Here is a 14158-nt window from a genome sequence, read left to right as displayed (position 1 = left end):
GGCGTTAGCTGTAACAGAAATCAATTACATTCGTTTCGTTTGCTAACCTTTTGATTAAACCTTCTGTAATGAAAAAAGTATATATCCTTTTACTACTTGTGGCTGCCGCCATTCCGTTCTTTTCTTGTAGTGAAGACACTAGTGAGCCTATGTTGATTGTTAAATTTAAGTTTGACCCGAATCAAGTACGGCTGAACAATTTGGGCGAACCAAGCACCGTAGCTGCCGGCAATGCTGCTCAGTCGCCTATTTTTAATACGATTGGGTCGCATTATATTGAATTAGCTCCTAATGCCAACACGCAAATTGGAAATGGAACCATTATCTACCATGGTGCCGAGACTACCCTTGGCGGTGCCAATGCTATAGATTTTAGTAAAGAAAAAATTGTGGCGCAAGATGAAGTGTTTATGAAAATTCCTTTGAGTCAGGTGGCTGCCGGAAATTATGAGTGGATTCGTGTTTCGTTGGCTTATCAGAATTATCAAATCAATGTTAGAAGCAATGGCGTTGACTATGCCGGTACTTTGGCCAGTTTTGTTGGATTCAATACTTATTTGACTTCGTTTAACATTGGTAATAGTATTTTTCCTGTGGATGGAAACCGTGAGCAAGGCTATTGGGCTTTTGCATTGAACAATCAGCCTTATTCTTCTTCGGGGCAGGCACCTGCCGGGTCAACAACCGTTCCTAATCCGTTGCATGCTACTTCGGGAATTCCGTTGAAATCGTGCGTAGTTACCGGAAAATTCGCCACTCCTTTAGCGATTACCGGCAACGAATCCAATGATGTAACCGTAACACTTTCGTTGTCTATCAATAACAGTTTTGAATGGCACGAGGTGAATGCTGACGGAAAATTTGAACCATCCGCAGGAGAAAATGTAGTTGACATGGGATTACGCGGTTTGATTCCGAGTTATGTGAAGTAGTTTTGTTTAGCTTTTTACGAACAAAAGAAGCATTTAAGTTGTTGATATTCAACAACTGTTAAACCCACTTTAAATTCATTATAAATTAGAACGAAAAGGTTGTAGTTAATAGCAAATAGGTGTATTTTTGTGTGATTTTTTTAAACAAATTATACACAATTATGGCAAAATCTGCACTTTTAAAGTCATCTCTTGCAAAGAAATATTGGATGGCTCTTACAGGTTTATTTTTATGCTTGTTTTTAGCGGGTCACTTAGCTGGAAATCTTCAATTAATTTTTAGTGATGCATTACATTTCAACCAGTATGCATTATTTATGACCTCTAATCCGGCGGTAAAAATTCTTTCTTACCTCACTTACCTTTCTATTTTATTCCATGCTGTTGATGGATTTTTACTAACGTATCAAAACGTAAAAGCGCGACCGATTGGTTATGCTAAAAACGATCCTTCCAAAAACAGTAGTTTTTCTTCGAGAAACATGGCGGTGTTGGGTACTTTGATTTTGGTTTTCATCGTTACACACATGGTTAACTTTTGGGCGGTGATGCATTTTGACAAAAACATGCCGTTGCAAAGTATTACTGTAGAAGTAATGGGGCAGAAACAAGAGCTATATGTTACCACCAATGGCGGTTATATGCCGGTAAGCCAAGTAGCCAAAAGCTACGAAGAGGCATTAAAAACAGGAGCTCAGACTTATGTTGAGAACAGAACAGAGTTTTACAATTCGCAAGCTAAAGTTAAATTAGCCGAAGGATATAAAGATTTGCACAAAATAACTGTGGCTTTCTTCAAAGATGCTAAGTTTGGCTTAATGGCTACTATCCTTTATGTTTTATCCATGTTTCTTTTGGCATTCCACTTATTACATGGATTCAGCAGTGCTTTTCAATCGTTGGGATTAAACAATCCAAAATATACACCGGCCATCAAAGGTTTCGGAAAAGCCTTTGCTATTCTGGTGCCGTTATTATTTGCTGCTATTCCGGTTTACATTCATTTTTTCTTAAAATAATCAACATCAGTATAAATCATGAAGTTAGATTCTAAAATACCAGAAGGTCATATTTCACAAAAATGGACCGATTATAAAGACCATTTAAAATTGGTTGCTCCCAACAACCGTCCAAAAATTGACATTATTGTAGTAGGAACAGGATTAGCCGGAGCTTCAGCTGCCGCTTCTCTAGGAGAAATGGGATATAATGTAAAAGCATTTTGTTTTCAGGATTCACCGCGTCGTGCGCACTCTATTGCTGCTCAGGGTGGAATTAATGCTGCCAAAAATTATCAAAATGACGGTGACAGTACCTTCCGTTTGTTTTATGACACCATCAAAGGGGGTGATTACAGAGCGCGTGAAGCTAACGTACACCGTTTGGCAGAAGTTTCAGGAAATATCATCGACCAATGTGTAGCTCAAGGGGTTCCTTTTGCTCGTGACTACGGCGGATTATTAGATAACCGTTCGTTTGGTGGTACGCAAGTACAACGTACTTTCTATGCTGCCGGACAAACCGGACAACAATTATTATTAGGCGCTTATTCAGCTTTATCAAGACAAATCGGATTAGGACGTGTACAAATGTTCAACCGTCACGAAATGTTGGACTTAGTAAAAGTAGATGGAAAAGCCCGTGGAATCATAGCCCGTAACTTGGTTACCGGAGAAATAGAAAGACATTCGGCTCACGCTGTAATCATTGCCTCAGGAGGATACGGAAATGTATATTTCCTATCTACCAATGCGATGGGAAGTAACGTTACGGCCGGTTGGAAAGTACACAAACAAGGAGCTGCCTTTGCTAACCCATGTTATGTGCAAATTCACCCAACTTGTATTCCTGTTCACGGGACGAATCAATCGAAATTGACTTTGATGTCAGAATCGTTGCGTAACTCAGGACGTATTTGGGTACCAAAGAAAAAAGAAGACGCGGAAGCAATTCGTGCGGGTAAATTAAAACCAACACAAATTGCCGAAGAAGACAGAGATTACTACTTAGAAAGACGTTATCCTGCGTTTGGTAACTTAGTCCCTCGTGACGTGGCTTCGAGAGCGGCCAAAGAGCGTTGTGATGCCGGTTTCGGAATTGAAGCCAATGACACCAACGAAGGAGTTTACTTAGATTTCTCTACTGAAATTCAAAATAAAGGAAAACAAGCTGCGTACGCCAAAGGAAATCATCATCCGACAGCGGAAGAAATCACTGCTTTAGGAAAACAATGGTTGGAAGAAAAGTACGGAAACTTGTTTACCATGTACCAAAAAATCACTGACGAGAATCCTTATGAAACTCCGATGAAAATATACCCTGCCGTTCACTATACCATGGGTGGTGTTTGGGTTGATTACAATTTACAGTCTACTATTCCGGGATGTTTCGTTGCGGGAGAAGCCAACTTCTCTGACCACGGAGCTAACCGATTGGGAGCTTCAGCTTTGATGCAAGGTTTGGCCGACGGATATTTTGTGTTACCATACACCGTTTCGGATTATTTAGCTGACGATATTCGTACGGGTAAAATCCCAACGAATTCCCCTGAATTTGACGAAGCAGAAAAAAGAGTAAAAGACTCCATCAATTTCTTCTTGAACAATAACGGTACTAAAACGGTGGATCATTTCCATAAACGTTTAGGATTGATTATGTGGAATAAAGTAGGTATGGGTAGAAATGAGCAAGGACTAAAAGAAGCCATTGCCGAAATTGCAGCCTTGAAAGACGAATTCTACAAAGATGTTTTTGTACCTGGAAGTGCAGATGAATTGAATCCAGAGTTAGAGAAAGCACTACGTGTAGCTGACTTTATCGAATTGGGTCAATTAATGGCTATGGATGCATTGCAACGTAAAGAATCTTGTGGAGGTCACTTCCGTGAAGAATATCAGGATTCAGAAGGGGAAACACTTCGTGATGATGAAAACTTCAAATTTGTGGGAGCTTGGGAATACAAGGGCGACGACATCAGCAAAGAAGAACTTCACAAAGAAGAATTGAAATACGAGTTTATCAAAATAGCCGCTAGAAATTACAAATAATATCATTATGTCTTCAGCAAAAAATATCAATATAAACCTTAAAATTTGGCGTCAAAAAAACGCTAAAACTAAAGGGAGCATGGAAACTTATAAATTAGATAATGTTTCTACTGCTAGTTCGTTTTTGGAAATGTTAGACCAATTGAACGAACAATTAGTAAACGAAAGAAAAGAACCTATTGCTTTTGACCACGACTGTCGTGAGGGAATCTGTGGTATGTGTTCGTTATACATCAACGGACGCGCTCACGGACCGGACACCGGAATTACCACTTGTCAGTTGCACATGCGTATGTTTAAAGACGGAGATACCATCTATGTAGAACCGTGGAGAAGTAAAGCTTTCCCGGTTATAAAAGACTTGGTGGTAGATAGAAGTGCGTTTGACAGAATCCAACAAGCCGGCGGTTTCGTTTCAGTAAATACTTCAGGAAATACCATAGATGCTAACGCTACTCCAATTAACAAAGACGACGCTGACAAGTCATTTGAAGCAGCTGCTTGTATCGGTTGCGGAGCTTGTGTCGCTACTTGTAAAAATGGTTCCGCTATGTTGTTTGTAGGTGCCAAAGTTTCTCAGTATGCTTTATTACCGCAAGGAAAAATTGAAGCTACCAATCGTGTACTAAACATGGTGCGTCAAATGGACGAAGAAGGATTCGGAAACTGTACCAACACCGGTGCTTGTGAAATTGAATGTCCAAAAGGCATTTCTTTAGAGAACATTGCCCGCATGAACAGAGAATATTTAAAAGCCAGTATCAAGTAATAAACTGCTTGTCAAATTATATAAAACGCACTCAGAAATTGGGTGCGTTTTTTTTATCTTTGATAGGCAAACCAACAACGTCGTGAAAAAACTATTTTCGTTCCTATTCGTATTCCTACCACTTTTAGCCTTTAGCCAAAATTACCATCAATATGTCAATCCTATGATTGGAACCGGTGGTCATGGTCATACTTATCCCGGTGCTACTACACCATTCGGAATGGTACAACTTTCGCCGGACACGAGAATTGACGGGAGTTGGGATGGTTGTTCGGGCTATCATTATTCTGACACCGTCATTTACGGTTTTTCACATACGCATTTGAACGGGACAGGATGTAGTGATTTTGGTGATATTATGTTGATGCCTACTATGGGAGAAACCAGTCAAAATCCTAAAGAATATAGTTCTACTTTTTCCCATGCTAACGAAAAAGCCGGTGCCGGATTTTATTCGGTAAAACTGGATAAATACGACATTGATGTTCGATTGACAGCCTCAACCAGAGTTGGATTTCACGAATACACTTTTAATAAAGCAGGAAAGGCAAATATTGTTTTAGATTTAAATCACAGAGATAAATTATTAGATGGTGACATCTATGTTGTTGATGACAGAACCGTACAGGTCTTTCGAAGAAGTGAAGCTTGGGCTAAAAACCAATATGTTTACGCCGTTATTGAATTTAATGTTCCTGTGAAAGTTACCGATAGCAGAGGGAATAGACGAGCTGACCAAGTGCCCATCGATAAATACATTGGCGGAACAGAAGCTGCCGTCAGTTTTTCGAAATTTGTTGAAAAAGGAGAAAAAATTTTGGTAAAAGTGTCGCTTTCCCCAACAGGATATGAAGGTGCTAAACTGAATAGGTCCGAAATTAAAGGTTGGGATTTTGATAAAGTCAAACAAAATACAGAAAGATTATGGGACCAGCAATTAAACAAAATTCAAATCACAGAGACAGATAAAGACAAATTAGCCGTTTTCTACACGGCTTTATATCACACAATGGTTCAACCCAATATCGCTCAAGATATAGACGGGAAATACCGTGGGCGAGACAACCAAATTCACAAAGCAGAAGGATTTGATTATTATTCCGTCTTCTCACTTTGGGACACGTTTCGCGGTGCACATCCATTATATACTTTAATTGAAAAGAAACGCACGGCCGATTTCATCAACACTTTCTTAAAGCAATACGAACAAGGAGGTCGCTTGCCGGTTTGGGAACTGGCTTCCAATGAAACCGATTGCATGATTGGCTATCACTCGGTGTCGGTAATGGCGGATGCTATGGCTAAAGGCATTAAAGGATTTGATTATCAAAAAGCATTTGAAGCAGCAAAACATTCGGCCTTGTTGGATCATTTAGGATTAGAGGCCTATAAAAAACAAGGCTTCATTTCGATGGATGACGAACATGAAAGTGTATCCAAAACATTGGAGTATGCTTATGACGATTGGTGTATAGCACAAATGGCTCAGCTTTTAAACCAAACAGCCGATTACGATTATTTCATGAAGCGTTCTCAAAGCTGGAAAAATGTCTTCGATTGGAATTCGGGCTTTATGCGACCTAAGAAAAATGGTGGTTGGGATAAACCTTTCGACCCAAAAGAAATCAACAATAATTTTACCGAAGGCAACAGTTGGCAGTATTCCTTCTTTGTCCCGCAAGACATTCCGGGTATGATAGAAGCCTATGGCGGAGCAGCAAAATTTGAAGCCAAACTCGACGAAATGTTCAACAGCGAAAGCAAAACCACCGGCCGCGAACAAGTTGATGTTACCGGATTAATAGGGCAATATGCACATGGTAATGAACCAAGTCACCACATGGCCTTTTTGTACAATTATGTTGGAAAACCTGAAAAGACAGCAGCGAAAGTACACTACATTTTGAACAATTTTTACAAAAATGCTCCCGATGGCTTAATTGGTAATGAAGATTGTGGGCAAATGAGCGCGTGGTATGTATTGAGCTCAATGGGACTATATGATGTCACTCCGGGGCAATTCACTTGGGAACTTACTGAGCCTTATTTTAAAAACACCAAAGTCAGTATTGATGGCAAAAAACCGGAGTTTATTTATCTGCCCAATGAAAAAACAAGAATCCTTCCTCAGTTTTCAATGGAAGCGATAGAAAACAAGCCTTATACTTCCATAATTCCGGTGCCGGTAATCCAAGCGGAAAGCAAATCGTTTAAAGATAAAATGAATGTTACTCTTGTATCGCAAAACCCGACGGATAAAATATACTATTGTTTTAAAACTGCTTATGATGATTTTAAGGAAAAAGTTTGGATTGAATATACAAAACCAATACTAATTGCTGATTCTATTGAGATTATTGCAAAAGTTAAGAATGAAAAAGGAGAAAGCACAGTGGTTGCTGCTCATTTCTATAAAAAACCCAACAATTACACTATCGATATTAAATCTACTTACAATCCGCAATACCATGCCGGCGGTCCTGAAGGATTGATTGACGGTATTTTGGGAACCGAAAACTGGCGCAAGGGCGACTGGCAAGGTTATCAAGGACAGGATTTTGAAGCCGTAATTGATTTGCAAGAAACCAAAAGTATAACTGATTTCTCAGCCCGTTTTTTACAAGATTCACGTTCCTGGATACTGATGCCGTCTGAAGTCAATTTCTTTATTTCTAATGACAATGTGACTTTTCAAGCTGTTGGCGGGACTGAAACGGAAGACATCAATCCGAAAGAAACTGAAATCATAATTCAAGGTTTCGGAATTAAAAAGACTTATCCCGTTAATGCCCGATATGTAAAAATTGTTGCTAAAAACTTTGGCAAACTACCCGAGTGGCACCAAGGTGCAGGTGGTGATGCTTTTATATTTATTGACGAAATAACCATCAAATAACCATGAAAATAGCTTTAATACAAACCTCACTGGCTTGGGAAAATCCAACTGAAAACCGCAGCCATTTGGCCCAAAAAATAACCGGTTTTATGGAAGACGTTGATTTGATTGTGCTTCCCGAAATGTTCTCTTCGGGTTTTACGATGAATCAGAAAATGGTGGCTGAAACCATGGACGGAGAAACGGTTTCTTGGTTGCAACACTTAGCCAAAGCAAAAGATTGTGCTATTACAGGAAGCTTAGTTATTAAAGAAAATGAGAAATATTACAACCGTTTGGTTTTTATTTTTCCTGATGGTGAAATCAAAACTTACGACAAGCGTCATTTGTTCACATTGGCCGGAGAAAACAAAATCTACACCGCCGGAACCGAAAAATTGATCATCGAATACAAAGGATTTAAAATTTGTCCCTTAATCTGTTATGACCTGCGTTTTCCGGTTTTTTCACGAAATGTAGAAAATTACGATTTGTTACTTTATGTCGCCAATTGGCCCAAACCCCGTGTCAATGCCTGGGATATTTTATTAAAAGCACGAGCTGTGGAAAACATGTGTTACGCCGTTGGTGTCAACCGTGTGGGTACAGATAACAATAATTTGGAATACGTTGGCCACTCACAAGCCGTTGATTTTCTGGGGAATTACATTTTGGAACCACAAGAAGCGGATGGTGTCTTCATTGTAGATATTGACAAAGAAAAAATGCTGGAAACCCGACAAAAATTGGCTTTTCTTGAAGATAAAGACGATTTTAAAATTCGTAATGCCTAATTCGTAATTCCCAAATTAAATGGTTGTTCAACGTCCCAATTAGCCCGGACATCAATTTCTTTCGGGAAATAAATCACTTCTTCAGATTGGCGCTTTTCCATAAAACTTCCGGGATCCCATTCCTTGTTTTTATTGTCATCATAAACAATTCGCAAGGTGTAAAAAGCCGGTTCTATAGCGTCAAAGGTAATGGTGGTGCTTTTTTCGGAGTACTCGGTTGCTTTGACTTTCCCGTCTTTATCCGTTAGTTGTACCAGTATAGGGAAACGTTTTACATTTTCTAAAATAACTTTCAAATTCCCGTAATCAGAGGCATTTTTTGTATTGATATTGTATTTCAAAGTATCGTTTTGGATGTCATAAAAATCAACTAACGCACCAGGCATTAATGTGATTTTATATTTTTCTAAGGGCTCTTTAGCAAAATTTAAATAGAATTTTTGATGAAACTCATCGTATTCAGTCTCAAACGGAACGGCAAGCGAGTCTTTGTTAAAAATGGTAATTTTTGACTTGTCAAATTTTAATAACGGGGTAGTGCTGTTCAAAGCAAATCGTTCTCGAAGCGGAAGAATTCCACTAAAATCGGTAATCACGGATAGAGTATCTGCTTTTTGGTTTTTTATTTTTACGGTAAACGGTTTGATTGTTTTTTGGTTTTGAACTTCAACCTGCAGCGAATCTACTTTCACCGGTTTGAACCAAATTTGAAGCGAATCTTTTTTAGGAAAAGCAGTAACCAATGACGGAATGACTTCGGCGCCATTTTTTACCGTAACTTTTACATCCTTTGGCTTGCCCTCATAGCCCAACAGCAGTCTGTTGTTAGAAGCTTGTGTTGGTTTAATAGCATTAAACGGAAGGGTTTCTTTGAATAATTCTACTTCAAAAATAGTATCATTCGGAATGGTAATGTATTGTTTTTGAAACCCTATTTTATCCGATTTGGGATTGTATTTGTTGTTTCCATTGTCTTTCAACGCCACTAAAAGATATTTTCCTGCTTTGATATTTTCAAGTTTTACTTGTTGTAAACTATCCAAAGTATTGGTGATGTATCGCGGGGTTTCTTTGTAAATGGTAGAATCATTGAATTTTTCATTGATTTCATACAACATAACCGAAACAAAATTATCAACCTTCTTCTCCAAAGCATCTTTAACTTTAACATTCAAGGCTAACGAATCTATAGCATTTCCCGTTGAAAAGACAAATTTGTATTGCGACAATGGATTGCCTTCATTATTGTCTTCTATACTTTGCCCAAAATTGAAACTATAAGTAGTATTAGGCTGTAACGTGTCTTTAATTTTAATTGTGATGACTTTGCTCGCAGTATATGGCAAAATTTCCGGCTGATTTTTCATTGGTGGGGAAATAATCAGCTGCTTGTTGATATTTTTCAGCTTTACATATTCGTCAAAAACCAATTTGATTTCATTGCCGTTAAAATTGGTCGAAAGATTTTTAGGAAAACTGGCTTTCAAAACCGGAGCTATCGTGTCTTTGGCACCGCCGGTAATAGTACCGCGCTTTGCACAACCTATTATGGACAACACTAAAAGCAGTAAAAGATATTTAACGTTAACTCTTGGCATAAAGCATATTTTCAAAGCACAAAATAACAATTATATTTAGTGTGAATGAAATCTTTTGAAGGAAACTTAACAAATAGTATCGTTGTGAAATTAATTAAACATATTTATTGGTCCTATAGAAGGGCCACTGTAAGCCACAATTAAAAAACCTGTGATTGTTGCTGCAATTGCTGTCGGAATTAATACAGTCTTGATTATTGAAAACTTTTTTTTCTTAGCATATGTGATTTCATTTAAAGGAATTTGCTTTTCATCAAAGTTTCTCTTAATTACAACAACAGCACTGTCGTTGATGCTTTTAACCCGTGCTTTGAATTTTTTATGATTTGTTTCAATTTTATAGGTTTTACCAACAATCATTTCGGTTGGTTTTGTATCAATTCTGTAACTAAAACAACTTTGAAATAAAAACGCAATAGCTAATAATAAGAATAGTTTTCTCATGGTACACAATTTTAAGATGAAAGGTTAATAATATACAAAACGTAATAATCTGTATTTTAGTATTTTGACTTCAAATTAACTATGAGCCATCGCCATACAGACAATGCTGATTTTTACATCTGGGATTTTCAGCAGGGCACGGCTGCAAGCTTCGAGGGTAGAACCTGTTGTAATTACATCATCAATCAAAAGAAAATGTTTGCCATGATGAGCTTCGGAAACCGCCACGTCAAAAACAGTGGAAATCACATCGGCTCTACCCAAAAGATCTTTTTTAGTTTGCGTTTTGGTATGCAGTTTTCGATATAAAAGTTGGTCATCATACGGAATGCCAAGATGCGCTGACAAGGCTTTACCAAAACCTTCCACCTGATTATAACCGCGTTCCCTGAGTCGTTTTTTATGCAACGGCACCGGAATTATGTAATCAATGTTTTTGATAGCCTGCGATTCTTTCAATTCTGAGGCATACCAAGTCCCAACCATTTCACTGATTTCTTCATGGCCCTTGTATTTCAATTGGTGAATCATTTCCTGAACAATGCCTTTTTTATGAAAATAAAACAACGCCGAACCATACTCCAACGGAATTCTGCCATAAAATTTTTGCATGACTTCGTTATGTTCAATAGTATGATGATTCGTCAGCGGAATTTCATGCCGACATTGGGTACAAATGACCTTTTCATCACTCAACAAAAAGGAATGACATCCGGCACAGGACTTTGGAAAAAATAAATTCAACAGATGGCGAAGCATAAAAAGATAATTTTCTTACATAAAATTATAAAAAAATTGTATTCAATACGATTTAAAACCCTTTTTTTACATTCCGTTTTTATATTTTTGCAGCATTATGGCAAAACAAGAAGATTTATTTAAGAACGTCGTTTCGCATGCAAAAGAGTACGGATTCATATTTCCGTCAAGCGAAATATATGACGGGTTGAGCGCGGTGTACGACTATGCGCAAAACGGAGTAGAATTAAAGAAAAACATTAGAGAATATTGGTGGAAAGCCATGGTGCAAATGCATGAAAACATTGTCGGGTTAGATGCCGCAATCCTTATGCATCCAACTACTTGGAAAGCTTCGGGCCACGTTGACGCCTTCAACGACCCATTGATTGACAACAAAGACTCTAAAAAAAGATACCGAGCTGACGTTTTAATTGAGGATTATGCCGAAAAATTAAACCTCAAAGCCAAAAAAGAAATTGAAAAAGCACGTGAACGTTTTGGTGACTCTTTTGATGAAGAGCAATACAAAACGACCAATCCGCGTGTGATGGAATACCTTGCCAAAGAAAGAGAAATTCTCGAAAGAATGGGCCGTTCACTTGGTTCAGGAGATTTAGAAGACGTAAAAGCTTTAATCGAAGAGTTGGAAATTGCTGATCCGGAAACCGGTTCTCGTAACTGGACGGATGTGAAGCAATTCAACTTGATGTTTGGAACAAAACTAGGCGCTTCGGCAGAAAATGCCATGGATTTATACCTGCGTCCGGAAACAGCACAAGGTATATTTGTGAATTTCTTAAACGTACAAAAAACCGGAAGAATGAAGATTCCATTCGGAATTGCACAAACCGGGAAAGCGTTCCGTAACGAAATTGTAGCCCGTCAGTTCATTTTCCGTATGCGCGAATTTGAACAAATGGAAATGCAGTTTTTCGTGAAGCCGGGTGAAGAAATGAAATGGTACGAATACTGGAAACAAACCCGTTTGAATTGGCATTTATCGCTTGGTTTAGGCAAACAAAATTACCGTTTCCACGACCACGAAAAATTAGCCCATTATGCCAATGCAGCGGCGGACATTGAATTTAATTTTCCATTTGGGTTTAAAGAATTGGAAGGTATTCACTCGAGAACCGATTTCGATTTAAAAGCACACGAACAATTTTCAGGCAAGAAACTGCAATATTTTGACAATGAGACCAATTCCAACTACGTTCCGTATGTAGTGGAAACTTCAGTTGGTTTAGACAGAATGTTCTTGGCCGTTTTTGCTACTTCGTTAAAAGAAGAAACTTTGGAAGACGGTTCCACCCGAACGGTTTTAAGTTTACCAAGCGTTTTGGCACCCACAAAAGCAGCCGTTTTACCTTTGGTGAAAAAAGACGGTTTACCTGAAGTAGCTCAAAAAATCATCGAAGATTTGAAATGGGATTTCAACGTGGCTTATGACGAAAAAGATGCTGTGGGAAGACGCTACCGTAGACAAGATGCATTGGGAACTCCTTTCTGTATTACTGTAGATCACCAGACTTTGGAAGACGAAACCGTAACCATCCGCCACCGCGATTCAATGAAACAAGACCGTGTTAAAATCGGAGAATTGAGAAGCATTATCAACGAAGAAGTTTCGGTTAGAAACTGGTTGATGAAATGTTAAAAATAAAAGCCATAAACAACCTCACAAAGAGCTATTCTTTTTTAGTTTTATTCTTTGTGAGTGTTAGTTATGGACAGGAAAAAGTTATTGACACCACCAATCATGACTTTAGAAAAAACTTCACCGCTTTTTATCTGGCAAAAACGGCTGAAACCGATTTGTTTATTAAGAACATTGCAGATCGAAAGGTAAGAAAAGAAATAGAAACCATTTGTCTGGAAAATAAAACTACTTTTTTAGATCAAATAAAAAAAGGCGTTTTTATTAACGATAAAAGATACACTGACTTAGCAGATAGTTTATTCGTTAAAATCAAAAAAGCCAATCCCCAAATTCACAATATAAAACTGGTATATGCATTAGGAAATGAATCCAATGCCTATAACTTTGGAGAAGACATTGTTGTTATTTATTTAAAACTGCTTCAGGCTTTTGAAAATGAATACCAGCTCGGATTTGTAATTTGTCATGAAATCGCACATCAAATGCTAAATCATACCAAAACAAGCCTGCTAAAAAGAGTGGAAACCAACCTATCAGACCAAGTAAGAAAAACAACCCGAACCATAGATAGTCAAAGATTCAATAAAGGCGAAAAAGCCCGTTCAGCACTTAAAAAAATGGTTTATGGCGATAGGGCTGAGAGCAGAAAAAAAGAAATTCAGGCAGATTCATTAGGGTTTGTATATTTTAATAATGCCTTTAAAACCCATGGTAAACAGGCTATAGCTGCCTTAAAATTACTAGATGAAATAGATGTTGAAAAGGATTCAGTAACCGAAAAAGATTTTGAAAATTTCTTTACTTCATCAAGACAACCGTTCAAAAAAGAATGGGTTACCAACACAGAATTTGACAATTACCAATATGAAAAAGCCATTAAATTTTGGCAGGTAGATTCGCTTAAAACGCATCCGGATTGTTTAGATAGAATCGAAGCATTAAAAAAATATGCTCAAAAATCCGATGACGAAGTAGTTTTGTCTACTTTAGAGTATCAAAACTTAAAAAAGGCAACAACATATGATGTTGTTCTGGGATTGCATTTTAGTAAAGATTACGGAAATTCATTGTACCAAACACTGTTATTGTTGAAAAAAGAACCTGATAACCGTTTTTTAAAAAGTATGGTTTACAATAATTTGATTAAGATTCAGGAAGCACAAAACAACTATGTTCTCGGAAAATATCTTGATAATTTAGACCCAAAACGTTCCACCAGTTACAATCGATTGCTGTTTTTCATCAGAAAATTAAAAAAAGCAGAACTCGAAAACATTATCGAAATTTATAAACAATAG

11 protein-coding genes are annotated in these 14158 nt (G+C 37.8%); 8 read left to right on the top strand and 3 right to left on the bottom strand.

The features are described from left to right. The first annotated feature begins 68 nt into the window (after positions 1–68). The 6 genes from GUU89_RS05210 (at position 69) to GUU89_RS05185 (ending at position 8417) form a co-directional block, all read left to right on the top strand. Positions 69–932, top strand: coding sequence for a hypothetical protein (locus tag GUU89_RS05210; RefSeq protein ID WP_162126935.1), 864 nt, complete (start codon positions 69–71; stop codon positions 930–932). A 161-nt stretch (positions 933–1093) separates the two neighbouring features. After that, positions 1094–1951, top strand: coding sequence for a succinate dehydrogenase cytochrome b subunit (locus GUU89_RS05205; RefSeq protein WP_162126934.1), 858 nt, complete (start codon positions 1094–1096; stop codon positions 1949–1951). Positions 1952–1969: 18 nt separating this feature from the next. Further along, entirely contained in the window at positions 1970–3979 is a 2010-nt protein-coding gene (locus GUU89_RS05200; RefSeq protein ID WP_162126933.1) for a fumarate reductase/succinate dehydrogenase flavoprotein subunit, read from the top strand. 7 nt (positions 3980–3986) lie between these two features. Further along, positions 3987–4748 (top strand): succinate dehydrogenase/fumarate reductase iron-sulfur subunit, encoded by a 762-nt coding sequence (locus GUU89_RS05195; RefSeq protein WP_162126932.1) that lies wholly within the window; start codon positions 3987–3989, stop codon positions 4746–4748. 82 nt (positions 4749–4830) lie between these two features. Continuing rightward, on the top strand, positions 4831–7644 hold the full coding sequence (locus tag GUU89_RS05190) for a GH92 family glycosyl hydrolase (RefSeq protein WP_162126931.1): 2814 nt from the start codon (positions 4831–4833) through the stop codon (positions 7642–7644). A 2-nt stretch (positions 7645–7646) separates the two neighbouring features. Continuing rightward, the gene (locus GUU89_RS05185; RefSeq protein WP_162126930.1) at positions 7647–8417 is read left to right on the top strand and encodes a nitrilase family protein; all 771 of its coding nucleotides are present in this window, start codon (positions 7647–7649) and stop codon (positions 8415–8417) included. Here GUU89_RS05185 and GUU89_RS05180 read toward each other — a convergent pair. From GUU89_RS05180 to GUU89_RS05170, 3 genes are all read right to left on the bottom strand, one after another. Then, positions 8414–10015, bottom strand: coding sequence for an Ig-like domain-containing protein (locus GUU89_RS05180; protein ID WP_162126929.1), 1602 nt, complete (start codon positions 10013–10015; stop codon positions 8414–8416). The two genes, GUU89_RS05185 and GUU89_RS05180, sit on opposite strands and share 4 nt — an antisense overlap. A gap of 90 nt (positions 10016–10105) precedes the next feature. Beyond that, positions 10106–10459 carry a hypothetical protein gene (locus GUU89_RS05175; protein ID WP_162126928.1) on the bottom strand — a complete coding sequence of 118 codons (354 nt, stop codon included), beginning with the start codon at positions 10457–10459 and terminating at the stop codon, positions 10106–10108. A 75-nt stretch (positions 10460–10534) separates the two neighbouring features. Then, a complete protein-coding gene (locus tag GUU89_RS05170) occupies positions 10535–11218 on the bottom strand; it encodes a ComF family protein (RefSeq protein ID WP_162126927.1) in 684 nt (227 codons plus the stop codon). Positions 11219–11315: 97 nt separating this feature from the next. Between GUU89_RS05170 and GUU89_RS05165 the strand changes: the two genes are divergently transcribed. After that, positions 11316–12857 carry a glycine--tRNA ligase gene (locus GUU89_RS05165; protein WP_162126926.1) on the top strand — a complete coding sequence of 514 codons (1542 nt, stop codon included), beginning with the start codon at positions 11316–11318 and terminating at the stop codon, positions 12855–12857. After that, positions 12851–14158: a M48 family metalloprotease gene (locus GUU89_RS05160; RefSeq protein ID WP_162126925.1), complete on the top strand. Its 1308-nt coding sequence runs from the start codon at positions 12851–12853 to the stop codon at positions 14156–14158. Before GUU89_RS05165 ends, GUU89_RS05160 begins: the two co-directional genes overlap by 7 nt.

Source organism: Flavobacterium phycosphaerae (genome assembly GCF_010119235.1).
GTDB lineage: Bacteria > Bacteroidota > Bacteroidia > Flavobacteriales > Flavobacteriaceae > Flavobacterium > Flavobacterium phycosphaerae.
Note: the sequence above shows the minus strand (reverse complement) of the source record. Positions and strands in the feature narration are given on the sequence as shown.

Coding starts and splice junctions, on each gene's coding strand:
- GUU89_RS05180 (WP_162126929.1), bottom strand. CDS start 10,015: ATGCCAAGAGTTAACGTTAAATATCTTTTACTGCTTTTAGTGTTGTCC.
- GUU89_RS05175 (WP_162126928.1), bottom strand. CDS start 10,459: ATGAGAAAACTATTCTTATTATTAGCTATTGCGTTTTTATTTCAAAGT.
- GUU89_RS05160 (WP_162126925.1), top strand. CDS start 12,851: ATGTTAAAAATAAAAGCCATAAACAACCTCACAAAGAGCTATTCTTTT.
- GUU89_RS05185 (WP_162126930.1), top strand. CDS start 7,647: ATGAAAATAGCTTTAATACAAACCTCACTGGCTTGGGAAAATCCAACT.
- GUU89_RS05170 (WP_162126927.1), bottom strand. CDS start 11,218: ATGCTTCGCCATCTGTTGAATTTATTTTTTCCAAAGTCCTGTGCCGGA.
- GUU89_RS05195 (WP_162126932.1), top strand. CDS start 3,987: ATGTCTTCAGCAAAAAATATCAATATAAACCTTAAAATTTGGCGTCAA.
- GUU89_RS05200 (WP_162126933.1), top strand. CDS start 1,970: ATGAAGTTAGATTCTAAAATACCAGAAGGTCATATTTCACAAAAATGG.
- GUU89_RS05205 (WP_162126934.1), top strand. CDS start 1,094: ATGGCAAAATCTGCACTTTTAAAGTCATCTCTTGCAAAGAAATATTGG.
- GUU89_RS05165 (WP_162126926.1), top strand. CDS start 11,316: ATGGCAAAACAAGAAGATTTATTTAAGAACGTCGTTTCGCATGCAAAA.
- GUU89_RS05210 (WP_162126935.1), top strand. CDS start 69: ATGAAAAAAGTATATATCCTTTTACTACTTGTGGCTGCCGCCATTCCG.